13 protein-coding genes are annotated in these 16,321 nt (G+C 38.7%); 2 read left to right on the top strand and 11 right to left on the bottom strand.

From position 1 onward, the window contains the following. Nucleotides 1-130 precede the first annotated feature (130 nt). Nucleotides 131-475, bottom strand: a complete 345-nt coding sequence (locus BCG07_RS07020; protein ID WP_286889507.1) for a four helix bundle protein — start codon at nucleotides 473-475, stop codon at nucleotides 131-133. A 198-nt stretch (nucleotides 476-673) separates the two neighbouring features. Beyond that, entirely contained in the window at nucleotides 674-1,147 is a 474-nt protein-coding gene (locus BCG07_RS07015; RefSeq protein WP_286889505.1) for a peroxiredoxin, read from the bottom strand. Between the two features lie 723 nt (nucleotides 1,148-1,870). On the opposite strand from BCG07_RS07015, the gene BCG07_RS07010 reads away from it, so the two are divergent. Beyond that, nucleotides 1,871-3,417, top strand: a protein-coding gene (locus tag BCG07_RS07010) for an IS3 family transposase (protein ID WP_086007399.1) whose coding sequence is annotated in 2 segments (ribosomal slippage) — nucleotides 1,871-2,351 and nucleotides 2,351-3,417 — 1,548 coding nt in all. Because the reading frame shifts where the segments join, the coding sequence is not laid out codon by codon here. A 476-nt stretch (nucleotides 3,418-3,893) separates the two neighbouring features. Continuing rightward, nucleotides 3,894-5,336, top strand: coding sequence for a capsule assembly Wzi family protein (locus BCG07_RS07005; protein WP_286889502.1), 1,443 nt, complete (start codon nucleotides 3,894-3,896; stop codon nucleotides 5,334-5,336). A gap of 867 nt (nucleotides 5,337-6,203) precedes the next feature. Here the strand turns inward: BCG07_RS07005 and galU are convergent. From galU to BCG07_RS06960, 9 genes are all read right to left on the bottom strand, one after another. After that, on the bottom strand, nucleotides 6,204-7,124 hold the full coding sequence (gene galU / locus BCG07_RS07000) for a UTP--glucose-1-phosphate uridylyltransferase GalU (protein WP_286889500.1): 921 nt from the start codon (nucleotides 7,122-7,124) through the stop codon (nucleotides 6,204-6,206). Nucleotides 7,125-7,263: 139 nt separating this feature from the next. Continuing rightward, nucleotides 7,264-8,268 (bottom strand): NAD-dependent epimerase, encoded by a 1,005-nt coding sequence (locus BCG07_RS06995; RefSeq protein WP_286889498.1) that lies wholly within the window; start codon nucleotides 8,266-8,268, stop codon nucleotides 7,264-7,266. 104 nt (nucleotides 8,269-8,372) lie between these two features. Beyond that, nucleotides 8,373-8,573: a four helix bundle protein gene (locus BCG07_RS06990; RefSeq protein WP_286889509.1), complete on the bottom strand. Its 201-nt coding sequence runs from the start codon at nucleotides 8,571-8,573 to the stop codon at nucleotides 8,373-8,375. A gap of 209 nt (nucleotides 8,574-8,782) precedes the next feature. Continuing rightward, on the bottom strand, nucleotides 8,783-9,949 hold the full coding sequence (locus BCG07_RS06985) for a nucleotide sugar dehydrogenase (RefSeq protein ID WP_286889496.1): 1,167 nt from the start codon (nucleotides 9,947-9,949) through the stop codon (nucleotides 8,783-8,785). 80 nt (nucleotides 9,950-10,029) lie between these two features. Next, entirely contained in the window at nucleotides 10,030-11,112 is a 1,083-nt protein-coding gene (wecA, locus tag BCG07_RS06980; RefSeq protein ID WP_286889494.1) for a UDP-N-acetylglucosamine--undecaprenyl-phosphate N-acetylglucosaminephosphotransferase, read from the bottom strand. 41 nt (nucleotides 11,113-11,153) lie between these two features. After that, the gene (locus BCG07_RS06975) at nucleotides 11,154-12,563 is read right to left on the bottom strand and encodes a phosphomannomutase (protein ID WP_286889492.1); all 1,410 of its coding nucleotides are present in this window, start codon (nucleotides 12,561-12,563) and stop codon (nucleotides 11,154-11,156) included. A 270-nt stretch (nucleotides 12,564-12,833) separates the two neighbouring features. Continuing rightward, entirely contained in the window at nucleotides 12,834-14,240 is a 1,407-nt protein-coding gene (locus BCG07_RS06970; RefSeq protein WP_286889490.1) for a mannose-1-phosphate guanylyltransferase/mannose-6-phosphate isomerase, read from the bottom strand. A gap of 45 nt (nucleotides 14,241-14,285) precedes the next feature. Continuing rightward, the gene (locus BCG07_RS06965) at nucleotides 14,286-15,407 is read right to left on the bottom strand and encodes a glycosyltransferase family 4 protein (protein WP_286889487.1); all 1,122 of its coding nucleotides are present in this window, start codon (nucleotides 15,405-15,407) and stop codon (nucleotides 14,286-14,288) included. Beyond that, a complete protein-coding gene (locus tag BCG07_RS06960) occupies nucleotides 15,397-16,317 on the bottom strand; it encodes a glycosyltransferase (protein WP_286889486.1) in 921 nt (306 codons plus the stop codon). The genes BCG07_RS06965 and BCG07_RS06960 overlap by 11 nt, the downstream gene beginning before the upstream one ends. Nucleotides 16,318-16,321 lie beyond the last annotated feature (4 nt).

The raw sequence follows: 16,321 nt of genomic DNA, 5'->3' as shown, positions 1-16,321 counted from the left end.
GTTTTCAGTTTTCAGTTTTCAGTTTTCAGTTTTCAGTTTTCAGTTTTCAGTTTTCAGTTTTCAGTTTTCAGTTTTCAGTTTTCAGTTTTCAGTTTTCAGCGCGGAGAATGAATAGCTAAACACTCTAAAGTTAGCTGTTATCAAACTTATTTTTAAGGCTTGTTAACATAGCAGCTAATTCTTTTGTTTCTATTATCCATTGTTGGCTTGTTGACTTATTTAAGTAACCTATTTCTGTGCCTATGTATATCTGTGTTCTAGCTTCTGCAAGAGAAGCCCTAGCTATATCTATAAATCTACTTTTCTCTTTATAGCTTTCTCTACACACACCTTCTGCAATGTTGCTCGGCACTGAAAGGCCTGAGCGTGTTAACTGATCTCTGAACCCATAATCTTTTATATCTGCTGTAGACCTGTAAATATCTACGCTAAGATGTGCAGATCGTTTCCATACATCTAAATTTTCAAAATTCATTAGTGTTACTTTTATTTATATCATTTTTACTAGCTTAGTTTTAAATATACAAATAACAACTAGCTAACTAAACTAGCCAACTAAACTAGCCAAAAAATACAATATTCATTAATAACTAAAATCTTCAGTCTAATCACTAATGTCTAAAAGCTTCTATCTGATAACTAAGTACTAACCACTGACAAACTAAATGAGGCCTTAAAGCTTTTCTAAGACATGTTCTGCACGGCTTACCGTGAACTCTTTGCCTTCTTCTACAAATAACCCAGTAACGACCCCGTTATTTACAATCATCGCGTAGCGAGATGAACGAATACCACCAAAGCCAGCGGTGTCTTTTTCAAGCCCGAGTGCTTTGGTAAAGCTTGCATCACCATCGGCTAGCATTAATACTTCTTCAGAGTTTTGCGAGTCGCCCCATGCTTTCATTACAAAGGCATCGTTTACCGAAACACAATAAATAGCATCAACACCTTTTGCTTTAATTTTATCAGCAAGCGTAATAAATTCAGGTAAATGCGCATTTGAACACGTTGGCGTAAACGCCCCCGGCACAGCAAATAACACCACTTTTTTACCATCAAATAATTCTTTGTTAGTCAGTGTTTGCATACCTTCGCTTGTTAACTGCGTAAGTGTAACCTCTGGTACGTTTTGGCCTTGTTCAATCATGATAAATCCTTAAAAATATAAATAACGAATAGCCCATAGCATAGTGGACTTTGCTAATAGGCGCAGCTTTATTATCAATAAGCATAAATACAAATTTTTCACACAATATACGTTAAGGTACAAGTTGGAATGCTCATCTACTAATGCAAACTTACAGTAGCACAGCGAATTTAATGTATGCGCTTTGCTTGCTAACGTACTTTGTTTATAGATAGTTAAATAAACAACCTTTTACGTGAGCAAGCTTCACACCTTCGTTGAAATAACTCTAAAAATTAATTACCACCGAGAACACTGAGGCGCTGCGCACTTCACAGAGAAGAGCGTAATACAATATATATGTTTTAGAATTACTTCTCCTGTACTACTCCTTGTCTTCTCTGTGGTGATAATAATGTTTTATTCACCTTATAAATCAAGTACAAAGCTTAACCACAAAACAATTTTGAGCACCGAGGCGCTGCGCGCTACACAGAGAAGAGCTTAATACAATGAATTGGTTTTAAAATCACTCCGCCTGCACTGCTCCTTGTCTTCTCTGTGGTAATAATAATGTTTTATTCACTTTATCAACTAGGTACGGCGCCCAAGTTACATAACAAGTTTGACCACCGAGAGCACCGAGGCGCTGCGCGCTACACTGAGAAGTCCGTAATACAATGCATTGGTTTCCCCCTGTGTCAGGATAGTTGTCGCCTCTAACATTTAGCAGAGGCAAATAAAATGAAACGTCAATTTACACAAGAGTTTAAAGTTCAAGCTGTTGAAAAAGCATTATCTCAATGTGATGATGTTCGCTTAGAAGATATTGCAGATGACTTAGGTGTCGGTTATTCAACGTTACAACGTTGGATAGCACTGGCAAAAAAGCATCAACTTGAAATACACCAGACGGGTAGCCAAATGACAGCAGAAAAACGACCACAAGACTGGAGTTTAGAAGAAAGACTCAACGCAGTAATTGAGTGTGGAAGTTTAGATGAAGCCGCCATAAATGAATACTGCCGTAATATAGGGCTTTATCCGCATCATATTCAGCAATGGAAGAAAGACTTAGTAACACCACCTTCAAATAAAACAGTAAAGTCAGACAGTAAACAGCTTAAGCAAGAAATAAAGCAACTGCAAAAAGAACTGAATCGCAAAGATAAGGCCTTAGCTGAAACTGCCGCTCTACTTGTACTCAAAAAAAAAGCGGATGCACTTTGGGGTTTCAACGAGGACGATTAACAACAGCGACTGAGCGACATGAATTAATAACGCTTATCACAAACGCACAGGCTTCAGGGGCAAGGAAAGAAAAGGCATGTGAGTTACTTGGACTGACACTAAGAACCGTTCAGCGGTGGATTGAAGCAGACGATATGACTGACAAACGGACGAGTACGAAAAAACAGCCGCCTAACCGTCTCACAGAGTTAGAGCGGCAGCGCATTATTAATACGGCTAATTCAGCCGAATATGGGCATTTACCGGCCAGTAAAATAGTCCCTAAGCTGCTTGATAAGGGCATATGGATAGCGTCTGAAAGTTCGTTTTATCGTGTCATGAAGGCACATAACTTATTAACGCATAGAGAAAAAGTAAAGCCAGCTAAGCCGATAAAAAAGCCAAGAGTATTGAAAGCAGTGCGTGCAAATGAAGTCTACACTTGGGATATCACCTATTTACCAACGAGCGTAAAAGGGCAATTTTTATACTTATATTTAGTGATGGACATTTTTAGTCGAAAGGTTGTTGGCTGGCAAGTTTACGACTCACAGTTAAGTGAATTAGCCGCAGATTTAATGAAGGATATTTGCAGTCGGGAGCAAATAAAGCGCGAGCAAGTTACGTTACACTCAGATAATGGCAGCCCAATGAAAGGCGCGACATTACTGGCAACATTACAGGAGTTAGGGATTGTGCCATCATTTAGTCGACCGTCAGTAAGTAATGACAATCCATACTCTGAGTCGTTATTTAAAACGTTAAAGTATCGCCCAGAATACCCAGAAAAGCCATTTGAAGATATAAGCGCAGCAAGAGAATGGGTAAGTGGGTTCGTTGATTGGTACAATAATGAGCACCTACACAGTGGTATAAAATTTGTGACGCCAAACCAACGTCATTCAGGTTTAGATAAAGAAATATTAGCTAAGCGTCAGCAGGTAAACGACGCAGCTAAATTGAATAACCCAAGCCGTTGGTCAGGGAAGTCACGAGACTGGTCAATGATAAATGAAGTAAATTTAAACCCTGAGAAAAAAGAAGAAATGCGGGCGGCATAAAATTTAACTTGAGGCGACAACTAACTTGAAAAACTCCGGTTTTTAAATGGCTTCTCCTGCACTGCTCCTTGCCTTCTCTGTGGTGCATAAATCACTTTTTGTTGTATTTCTTAATGGAGTTTAATTACCACCGAGAGCACCGAGGCGCTGCGCGCTTTACTGAGAAGAGCGTAATACAATATGTATGTTTTAGAATTACTTCTCCTGTACAGCTCCTTGTCTTCTCTGTGGTGAATAAATCACTTTTTTAAATAACGCTCATCAATACAAACCTTAATAACTATTCTGATAACTGCCGCCAACTTAAATGGAAAACTAACACCTGTAACTGCCATCTAATATCTAGAAACTTTCCCTTATAACTAGCAACTTAAAACCACTATGTATTAACGCTTTTTTCTTTCTTACTAACGTATTTATTGCTAACCTCGCATTAACGTATTTACTTACTATAAAAATTGGCAAACGGAATAATTATGCTCAAAAAAACATCGTTACTTATAGCATTAGCATTAAGTGCAAACGCTTTAGCAAAGGGAGGCGTATCGCCATATTTACCTTTAAACCAAGCACCAGAGTTAGAGCATAATGTAGAACGCCTTTTAGCAGTAAGTAAAAATACCCACATTATGAGCAGGCCTTATAAAGCGCACGATATATACAACGTACTACAAACCATTAGGCATAGTTACCCAGAGCTTTACCAAACTCTGTCGTACCAAATAAGCCCTTATATACAAAGTGATGCAGGTACATTAGTTAAAGCAACCCTTGCTGCTGGTACAAAAAACAAAACACTACCCAATCAACGCGGGCAAACAACTAAAACCAACTTAATTGTTGAAGGTGGCGCTTACGCTAACTTTGGCCGTTACTTTGGTGTAAGCGTGGCAGGCATTGCAAACGAAAGCGAAATACTCCCAACCCAAAGTTTTATTTACCTCGGTAATAAATATGCACAGCTCGATATAGGCTACCGAGAACATTGGTATTCGCCTTTTAACGACAGCGCCATGCTATTAAGCACACACGCTAAAACAACGCCGTCACTTACCATAAGTAATGTTGAACCAATAACTAACTTTAACATTCGGTACGATATGTTTATTAGTAAAATGACCGAGCAGCGTGGAATTTTAAAAGAAGGCAAACAAAGTGGTGTAGAAAGAGTATTTGAACCAGGTAAACCTTATTTATACGGCTTACATATTAGTTTTGCAGCAACAGATAACTTAACCATTGGCCTAAGCCGCTTAATGCAGTTTGGTGGCGGTCCGCGCAGCGTTACGTTAAAAGACTTTGCAGAAGGCTTTTTTACACCCGGCGCTAAAGATAACGTAGGCAGCGATGATGCTAATGAATTTGGTGAAAACTTTGAGCTGGGTGATCAATTAGGATCAATCACGTTTGAATACAATAATAGCCTATTTGATTTACCGTATGAGATTTATAGTGAAATAGCCCTTGAAGACACACTAGGTGGCTCTCGTAATAATGCTTATAGTTTTGGGCTTTATTTACCTTTTGTTGCAAATAACCACAGCTTGCGTTTTGAACACAATAATTGGCAAGAAAGATGGTACGCTAACGGTATTTATTTAGATGGTAACCGCAACTCAGGCAACGTAATAGGCCACTGGGGTGGAGACGAGCACGACTATACCGACTATACCCCAGCTAAATCGATGAGTGTTAACTGGCATTGGCAGCTTAGCGCTAAAGAGGGCTTGAATACAACGTTACGTGGCCTTACAAACAAGCGAGATGGTTACAATACAAGTTACGAACTCCAAACAGCCTATACACGTAAATTAAACAAACCTATTTGGGGCGCTAAAAGCCTAGGCGCTGAGCTTTACCTAGGTAAAGATGTGTATGGCGAAGCATTTTCAAGAATCGCTTTCTCCGCTAACTTTTAAATTTGGAAGCGCGAGTCTATTTCGCGCTTTCAAAAGCCATATAAACTATACTTCCTGAATACCAGCAGAGTACCCAAGCTTGTTTTTGTAAGCGCTTTGCTTGCTAGCCCATTTGATTTATACATAGTCACATTAATAACCTTTTGCGTGAGCAAGCTTCATGCCTACGTTAAGATAATTTAGGGATTTAATTACCACCGAGCACACTGAGGCGCTGCGCGCTACACAGAGAAGATCGCTATACAATATATTGGTTTAAATTGGCTTCTCCTGCACTGCTCCTTGTCTTCTCTGTGGTGATTATAATGTCTTATTCACTTTATAAATCAGGTAAAAAATTTAACCGCTAGACAATTTTGACCACCGAGAGCACTGCGCCCTACACAGAGGAAACATACTATTTTCTAATATCTTCTCCTGAACTACTCCTTGCCTTCTCTGTGGTGATAAAAATGTTTTATTTACCTTATCATTTAGGTAAAAAATTTAACCGCAAAAAATGTTAACCACCGAGAGCACCGAGGCGCTGCGCGCTACACTGAGGAGACATACTATTTTCTAGTATCTTCTCCTGCACTGCTCCTTGTCTTCTTTGTGGTGATTATAATGTCTTATTTACTTTATAAATCAGGTACAAACCTAACCACAAAACAATTTCTACCACCTAGGGCACCGGGGCGCTGCACGCTACACTGAGGAAACATACTATTTTCTAGTATCTTCTCCTGTACTTCTCCTTATCTTCTCTGTGGTGATAAAAATGTTTTATTCACTTTATTAACCAAATACAAAACTTGTCTAAAAAACAAAAAAACCGTGTTTAAATTAAACACGGTTTTATAATTTTAAAGTAAACCAAATTATTTATTACAAATTAACCACATTGTTAAGTGTTGCCGCATTTTCACCATTAACTAATGTATTTAAATGCTGTGCAAATTCTTTACCCAGCTTTTCATCACGCATACCATATTCAACAATCGCCTTTAAATAGCCCAGCTTGTCGCCACAGTCGTGCGCGCGGCCACTCATATGAAATGCCTCAACCGTTTCTTGCGCCATTAACGCATCAATCGAGTCGGTTAATTGTATTTCGCCACCCGCCCCTACTGGGGTTTTAGCAAGTAATGGCCAAATATTTTTACTTAATACATAACGGCCAACAACAGCAAGGTTTGAAGGCGCAACGTCAACATCCGGCTTTTCAACCATAGTTTTAATTTTAGCGCTTTCACCCGGTGCTAATTGCACACCATTGATATCGGCAATACCGTACTTGCTTACATCATCCATAGCCACAGGTTCAAGCATAATTTGGCTTGCTTGCGTTTCATTAAAACGTGCAATCATCGCGGCAAGGTTTTCTGTTTTTTGGTTAGCCGTATACGCATCAAGTATTACATCGGGTAGCACAACTACAAAATCGTCATTACCTACAATGGGCTTTGCACATAAAATCGCGTGGCCTAAGCCCTTAGCTTCGCCTTGGCGAACGTGCATAATGGTTACATCATTTGGGCAAATAGAACGGACTTCTTCAAGTAGTGTGCGTTTAACGCGTTTTTCAAGTGTTGCTTCAAGCTCGTAGCTGGTATCAAAGTGGTTTTCAATCGCGTTTTTAGAGCTATGAGTAACTAACACAATTTCTTTAATGCCTGCAGCTACACATTCATTAACAATGTATTGAATAAGAGGCTTATCAACAATAGGGAGCATTTCTTTAGGGATTGCTTTGGTCATGGGTAGCATACGCGTGCCAAGGCCAGCAACAGGAATTACAGCTTTCATAGGTAGTCCTTTATTTTTTAAATTAATTATTTTTAAACTAACAGATTAAATGTAGATAGAAGATGAATAGAAGATTTTTAATCTTTTAACTATATAAGAGTAAACACCGCTTAAAAGCAGTGTTTACTTAGTAATAAAGTTACTTGTAAAAGCTTTTATACCACTTAATTAACTCGCTAACGCCTTGTTTAACACCTACTTGAGCTTTATAACCCGTCGCATTAAACAGGTCTTGCGTGTCGGCAAAGGTTTTATAAACATCGCCTGCTTGCATTTCACGGAAGTTTTTATTTGCCTCTGTACCAAGCTCGGCCTCAATTGCTTCAATAAACTTCATAAGGTTTATTGGGCTACCGTGGCCAATATTATAAACCGCATAAGGAGCTGAGCTTGTAGCTGGCGAGCCGCTTTCTACACGCCAGCTTGGGTTTGCTTTAGGTATAACATCGGCAGCACGTACAACACCTTCTACAATATCGTCAATGTAAGTAAAGTCGCGCCACATATCACCATTGTTGTTTATATCAATGGTGTCGCCGTCGAGTATTTTTTTAGTAAAAATATACGGCGCCATATCTGGGCGCCCCCATGGGCCATAAACCGTAAAAAAACGTAAGCCTGTGGTAGGTAAACTATATAAATGCGAGTAGCTATGAGCCATTAGCTCATTTGCTTTTTTAGTTGCCGCATAAAACGATACCGGGTGGTCAACACTGTCGGTTGTTTCAAATGGTGTTTTTTCGTTTAGGCCATAAACAGAACTAGACGACGCATAAACAAGGTGCTTAACATTGTTATGCCTACACCCTTCAAGCACATTTAAGTGTCCTACTAAGTTAGAGTCGGCGTAGGCGTCGGGGTTTTCTATTGAATAGCGCACACCTGCTTGTGCAGCCAAGTGTATTACTTTATCAAACTGCTCTGCTGCAAATAATTCACTCATTGCTGCACGTTCGCTTATATCAAGCTTAATAAACGTAAAGTTATCGTGGCTTTCAAACTGCGCCAAGCGTGCAAGCTTTAAATTTACATCGTAATAATCGTTTAGGTTATCTATACCAACAACCACATGGCCAGCAGCCAATAATTTTTGACACGTTGCTGCACCAATAAAACCTGCAGCACCTGTAACTAAGTATTTCATAATTTCCTAATATTTAAACTGATAAAGTTGAAAGTTGAAAGTTGAAAGTTGAAAGTTGAAAGTTGAAAGTTGAAAGTTGAAGACTAAAAACCTAATCCCAAGTTTCAATCGTTTTCATTAAGGAATGATATCATTTTTGACAACTGCCTAGACTCTTCTATCCAGATTTCTGCTGTTTTTGTATCAACCTCACCAATTTTTAAGGCAATATATAACTGTGAACGAAGCTCTCCACAGCTACCTTTGGAGTAAGAGAGAAAACGGCAGTAATCTTTAGCTGTCTTTCTCTCATAACCCTCAGCAATATTTGATGAAATTGATAATGCTGAGCGCGTAATTTGATCTTTTAAACCAAATTACTTACCTTAAAATAAATAAAAACTTCACAAGCTAAGTCAGTAGAGCGTTGCCAAACGTTTAAGTCTTCAAATTGCACAACGCCCCCTAATATAAATTCACCTTAGTTTTTGACTTATACTTTAGCCTTTAACCTTTAGTCTTTAAACTTTGTTTATTAATCACTACCAAATAAATCACGCGTATATACTTTATCTGCAATGTCGCTTAGCTCTTCAACCATACGGTTAGAAACCACAACATCAGATATTTGCTTAAACTCATTTAAGTCTTTTATAACGCGTGAATGGTAAAACTCACTCTCTTCAAGCACTGGCTCATAAACAACCACCTCAATACCTTTGGCTTTAATGCGCTTCATAATGCCTTGAATGGCAGACGCCCTAAAGTTATCTGAGCCGGTTTTCATTACTAAGCGATACACACCCACAATTTTAGGGCTGCGTTTAATGATTGAATCGGCAATAAAGTCTTTACGTGTCGTGTTTGCGTCTACAATTGCGCCAATAATATTGTTTGGTACGTCTTGGTAGTTAGCACGCAGTTGCTTTGTGTCTTTTGGTAAACAGTAGCCACCATACCCGAACGATGGGTTGTTATAATGGCTGCCAATACGTGGGTCTAACCCAACGCCTTGAATAATTTGCTTGCTGTTTAAACCGTGCGCCTCTGCGTAGCTATCCAGCTCATTAAAGTACGCTACGCGCATAGCTAAGTAAGTGTTAGAAAATAACTTAATGGCTTCAGCTTCAGTTGAGTCAGTAAATAGCACTTCAACATCTTGCTTAACAGCGCCTTGCTTAAGTAAATTAGCAAAAATAGTGGCACGTTCGCTTTGCTCGCCTACAACAATGCGTGAAGGGTGTAAGTTATCGTAAAGCGCTTTGCCTTCACGTAAAAACTCTGGCGAAAATATTAAGTTTTCAGCACCTAATTGCTTTTTAATATCGGCAGTAAAGCCAACCGGAATAGTCGACTTAATCACCATTACTGCATTAGGATTATGCGTCATAGCATCTTTAATTACTGCTTCAACCGAGCTGGTATTAAAGTAATTATTTTCAACATCGTAATCGGTTGGCGTTGCAATAATTACATAATCAGCATTTTTATAGGCGGCTAATTTATCTGTAGTGGCTGTAAAGTTTAAGTCGCTACGTAATAAAAACTCACTAATCTCAGTGTCAACAATCGGCGACTCTTTTTTATTAAGCAGCGCTATTTTATTCTCGTCTATATCAAGCGCAACCACTTCGTTATGTTGCGATAAAAGCATAGCGTTCGAAAGGCCTACATAACCCGTACCTACTACCGTTATTTTCATATTAATCCTTTAAGATTAGTCAATATTTAAAAATTTTTAATGTGGAATAAAGCTAGTTTCGAAATAAGCTCATAAACGCTTTATTTACTCGCAGAATACTGCTTTTCTGGTAAATCGAGTTTGCGCCTAAAAAAGTTAATAATTTTACAGTAATTTATAAGCACCAATAAGTAAGCAAAGAACATGGCTATAAAACTGTAAAACATTAAAAATTCAGGTATAGCAAAAACCTCACCTATTATCCCCACCCCCGCAAACGCTGCAGCGACACTACATATTAAAACAAGTGTTTGCGTTGGCGAGCAGCCCAAACGTTGGCAAATATGGTGTAAGTGTTCACGGTCGGGCTTAAAAGGTGATTTACCTTGTTTTATGCGGCGTATCATAATAGCAACCATGTCCATAAGCGGTAATGCTATTAGCCATAACGCTGTGACCGGGCGAATCATCGGGTTGCCAGGCGTTTGGCTTGCCCCGATTAACAGCCAAATAACAGTAAAACCGATCATCATGCTGCCCGCATCGCCCATAAACACTTTTCGTTCACGCCCAATTAGGCCTAGGTTCATAACAATATAGGGGATCATACATACCACTAATAGCAAACATAAATAGCTTAAGCTCTGCTCATTAGCTAGGTTTAATAAAATACCAATGGCACCAAAGGTCACTACCGATAAACCACCTAACAGTCCATCAATACCATCAACCATATTAAACGCGTTTATACAGCCAATAACGGCAATTACGGTAATAAAGCCACCTACATAACCATAACTTAACGCTATTTCACCAAGCCCTAAAATATTACCCAATGTAACCAACTCAGCTTTTGCAAAGTAAATCATTGCAACCGATATAATCGCTTGTACCAGCATGCGTATTTTTACGCTTAAATCAAAGCGGTCATCTAATGCGCCTACCGCAGTTAAACCTACAATACAGTACATGTATAAGTTAGCATGATTAATCATACCTGGGTGCGTGTAAATGTAGTTTACTATGGTTATACAAATGGCCACTCCACCCACTAGCGGAATATTACCCGTATGCATTTTTCTGCCTGAAGGCTTGTCGACTAATCCTACATTTCGTGCGACTTTACGCATTAAAAATAACACTGCAAACGAAATAAAAAAGGTAAGTAGTAAATCGATAAACATTGTTATCCTTATAAAAAACTACATTAAAATACTATTATAAATTAAATTGCAATTAACTTTAGCACTGACTGCACATAATCTATAGCCTTAGCTGTGCTATCAGCTTCTGCATAACATCTAAGTTCAGGCGCATTACCTGATGGACGCAAATGAAGTATGTCACCATTACTTAGCGTTATGCGCAAACCATCTGTTATATTAGTTTCATAAACACCTTCTACACCTAGTTTTTTTAAAAAAGGTGTAGCATTACTTTTAAGCTCATTAATTAAATCTAAACTTTGTTCTTTAGCAAAGTTTTGTATCCGATCACTTGCTGTAAAACGCTTTGGAAGGCCTTTTATCAACTCAGAAATACTTTGTGGCTCAGTTAATAACATAAATGCAGGTAGTAATGCATCACGAGTAGGTAGTGCGGTTAATAGCTTATCGTTAAGGGTTACGTCTGTACCTAATAAATAGCCACCGTTAGCCTCAAAACCAGCCACAGAAGAAAATGATTCACTTAGCTCTGCAAACTCAGAAATTACATGGGGGGAACCAATTTGGGTGCGCACTACATGTTTAAAGTAACCAGATTTTTCTATTGCCGTATTACAACTCACAGGTATAGCTAACGCTTCAATATTCAGCAACTTACTACATAACAAACCAAGTATATCGCCTCGCAGCCACTCCCCATTTTCATCGGCTATTAACGGACGGTCGCCATCACCATCTGTTGAAAATATCGCATCAAAACCATGCGCTTTTGACCAATCACGGGCTTTTTGCTTATCCTCATCCGACACGGCTTCGGTGTCTATAGGAACAAAGGTATCACTTCTTTCTAAACTAGTTACTTCTGCGCCTAGGCTTTCAAATAATGCTTTATATATATCACGCCCCGCGCTTGAGTGCTCGTATATTCCTATTTTTTTACCCGCGAGAGCATCAGCACTAAATAGCTCTGCATATCGGCTTATATACACCTGCTCTGCTGCATTACTCACAGTTAATGCTGATAATCCACTCAACGGCATAAAAGGCGCATCATTATGTAAAATAGCCTGCTCATCTTCTTTCGTTATTTCACCATCCGGGCGGTAAAACTTTAAGCCATTGCGGTCAAAAGGAATATGGCTGCCTGTAATCATTATACTCGGCATTGCGTCTCGCATCGCTTTATAAGCCAATGCCGGGGTGGGTATTACACCATAGTAAACGGTATCAATATTCAGTTGCTTTAACCCTTGCGCGCAAGCTTGCGCCATCGCATAACTACTTGGTCGGTTATCTATCGCCAATGCAACAGTATTAAAACTAAATTCATTATCAATTGATTTTACAAAGGCGGTAGCAAACGCTGCGCATACGTTTGGCGTAAAGTCATTGACTAAACCTCGTGCCCCACTGGTACCAAAAGCAATACCACTTTGCGTGATTACTTGAGAACTTATCAATTTATTCATTAAACTTCCGGACTATTTTAATTTTATGGTATCCAAGCAGTAATGCACTTTCACTTTATAAACAAAAGAATGTACGTTTCTTTTTCGGATTTATCAGACTAGTGTTTCATCGAAAACCTAAAAGTGAATGCTGAAAAATACACATCGCTGTGAGCATATAAGACATTTACTTGAAGAGTACTAAAAGCTCTTGTTGGACGTTTTGACCACCGAAAGAGTTTTAGCCTCGCAGTGGTTAATATTATAAAGCACTAACGCTATAAAATAGCTCTACTTTACGCGTCCATAGCGGTCTTCAAAACGCACTATGTCGTCTTCACCAAGGTAAGAGCCTGATTGCACTTCAATCAACTCTAAATTAACCTTACCCGGGTTTTCTAAAGCGTGAACGGCTGTAATAGGAATATAAACCGACTCGTTCTCTGTTACATACTGCTCTGTATCATCAATTTGTACTTTGGCCGTGCCCGATACAACAATCCAGTGCTCTGCACGGTGGTGATGCATTTGCACAGACAATTTTGCCCCCGGCTTTACTGTAATACGCTTAACTTGAAAACGTTCACCATTATCAACAGAGTCATACTTACCCCAAGGGCGGTAGACCTCTCTGTGTAATTTAGCCTCTGTTCGCTGCTCATCTTTTAATTGTTGCACGATTGCTTTTACATGCTGAGACTTGTTTTTATGCGCAACCAGCACCGCATCTTTGGTGTTTACGATGACTAAGTCTTCAACGCCAACGGTAGCAACAAGTTTATCTTCGCCAAACACTAGGGTATTTTTTGTATCAACGGCTTTTACATCACCTTTAAACGCATTACCATTTTCATCTTGTGCTGATACTTCCCACAGTGCAGCAAAGCCGCCCACATCACTCCAGCCAGCATCCATAGGCACAACAACAGCATCTTTGGTTTGTTCCATTACGGCGTAGTCAATCGATTCATCTGGGCACAATTCAAATGCGGCTTTATCTACACGTACAAAATCCATATCATCATTTTGTAATTGCATTGCTTTTTCACACGCAGCATATATATCTGGGCGGAATGCTTTTAGCTCCTCTAGGTAACGACTTGCTTTAAACAAAAACATGCCGCTATTCCAGTAGTAGTCACCGCTTTTAATATATTCTTGTGCTGTGGCTTCATTCGGCTTTTCTACAAAACGTTCTACCACAAACCCAGTTTGATACTGCTCACCGCGCTTAATATAGCCATAACCTGTTTCCGGTTTATTACCCACAATACCAAAGGTCACCAACTTACCTTGCTTAGCAAGCGTTGCCGCTTGGTTAACACTTTGCTGAAAAGCACTCGTATCATTAATAACATGGTCCGCAGCAAGTATAAGTAACAATGGGTCTTCACCATTTTCTAATGCTTTAAAGGCTGAAAGCGCTATGGCAGGGGCTGTATTACGCCCAACGGGCTCTAAAAATATGCCGCTGTGCTTGATACCTAATTGACGTACTTGCTCCGCAGCTATAAAACGGTGTTCTTCATTACAAATTAGCATGGCTGGTGAATGAGCTAATCCATCTAAGCGAGTCAAAGTATTTTGCAACATTGAATGATCGCCACTCAAAGTTAAAAACTGTTTTGGATAATTGCCTCGTGATAGCGGCCAAAGTCGAGTGCCAGAGCCACCTGCCATAATTACTGGTAATATCATATAATTTCACTTGTTTTTATTTTAGGATGTAGAGAATAAAAAGAATCAACGCATAATAGCTTTTAAATACTTTTCAATTACTATCCTTTCATCAAATTCACTTTCTATTTTTAAACGACTGTTACTGCCTAGCTTTAATCGTTCATCATGGCTTAGGGCAATAATTTTATCTAATGAAAATTCTAAGCTCTTGCTACTTTTAGGTTTACAAATAAAGCCATTGTATCCATCATCAACAGTCTCCCGGCAGCCCACGTTATCAGTAGTAACTATTGGTTTGCCCATAGCGCCAGCTTCAAGCAGAGACTTTGGCACACCTTCACGGTAGTATGAAGGTAGTACCATACAGTCAACCTGTGCTATTTCAGCTTCTACATTGTCAGATGTACCAAGGTAATTAACTACACCTTCATTCACCCACTCTGCCATTTGCTCTTTCGATACTGCGGAGGGGTTATCAACATCTAAAAAACCGAGTAATTTAAACTCTACGCTACTACCGTACTTGTCTTTAAGAACCCTTGCAGCTTCAACATATTGCCCTATCCCCTTATCAAAAAGCATACGAGCAATAAGCAAAAACCTAACAACACCATCATCAGGGGCGGGAGATACTGTAAAACGAGATAAATCTGCACCAGAACCCGGCAGTCGATCCGACTTTACATTTTGGGCTATTTTATGAAATTTAAATAACGCTCTATCATCTTCATTTTGAAAAAAAATAAAATCAGCTTTAGATTGGCTATATTTGTAAAGTAATCTCGCTATTTTAGAGGGGATACTTTCGTTGATGAATAGCGTCCCCAAACCTGCAATATTATTAATGACTCTAACACCAGCGGTTCTAGCTGCAAACGTACTATATATATTATTTTTAGGAGTGAAATTTAATACAACATCAACTTTTTTACCTTTATAAATCTTATAAAAGTTATAAAGTGTGCCCATATCCTTAATAGGGTTTGTGCCCCCACTATCAATCTCAATATTGATAAATTTACACCCTAACTCTTCAAGTTTTTTTGAATAAGCATCTTTAGGTGCAACAGCATAAACCTCATTTCCTTCAGCAATAATAGCTAAAATAGTATTCTTTCTAAAATTATAGAGGTACCAGCTAGTGTTAGCAGTAATCACAACCGCTAAAGATTTATTACCTGTCATCAAACATTTTCTCTATAATAAACTTTGCGCGAGAAGCCCAATTATATCGATTTTCAATTAAGCTCTTATTTTTTTCTATCATGTGCTTAATGTCCTCATCGGATGCCTTGCAGTAACTGTTAAAGGCATTAACCAAATCTAGCCTTTCGTTAAAAACAAAGCCATTACTTTGGTCTAAAATCTCAGATACTGAGCCTATATTAGATCCAACGATCGGCTTACCTGCCTTCATATATTCAAATAATTTAAGAGGTGAAGTATATTTCCAAAGTTTATTAGTTTTCGTCAATGGAAATAACAATACATCCGCAGAAAACTGGTAATTTAGTACGTCAGAATGAGGCATGCGACCTAAAAACTTTACGTTTTTAAATGAAGAATAGCGGTTTGAATAAATTTTTACTTCCGCTTCTTTACCGCCTATAAATATGAAATCCCAATCAGGGAAACTATTAAACAAAGGGCTCAACGAATCCACATCTTCACCCTTATGTAATGCCCCTGTGTACAGAGCAGTCTTTTTATCAAAGGTAAGTACTTGTGTCTCCACTCGGTTAATGCTCAATTCACAGCCATCGTGGTAAGAGTAAATTCTTTTTTTTGGGATTGGTATTTCATCAGCCAGCTTTAATGCCTCTGAAATAGTTAAAACCTTAAAATTTTTAAACAAGCTTAGTAGCTTTAGCATAATTCTAGCTGTTTTACTCGTTCCTTGATGAGCCTCCCAAATAACATTTTTTCTTAAAAGAGAAAACACGAAAGCAATTAACAAATCTCTTGTGAAAACATCGTATCTCTTGGAATTGCCTTTGAAAACAGAAAAGCAGATTTTTAATGTTCGATATAGCTTACTACCCTCAGTGTTTAGAGAAGTAATATCATATTGAGTTGGTACTTTTAACTTACTCATGCCA

This window comes from Pseudoalteromonas sp. ESRF-bin5 (assembly GCF_002632075.1).
Taxonomy (GTDB): Bacteria; Pseudomonadota; Gammaproteobacteria; order Enterobacterales; family Alteromonadaceae; genus Pseudoalteromonas; species Pseudoalteromonas marina.
This window is presented reverse-complemented; position numbering and strand designations above follow the sequence as displayed.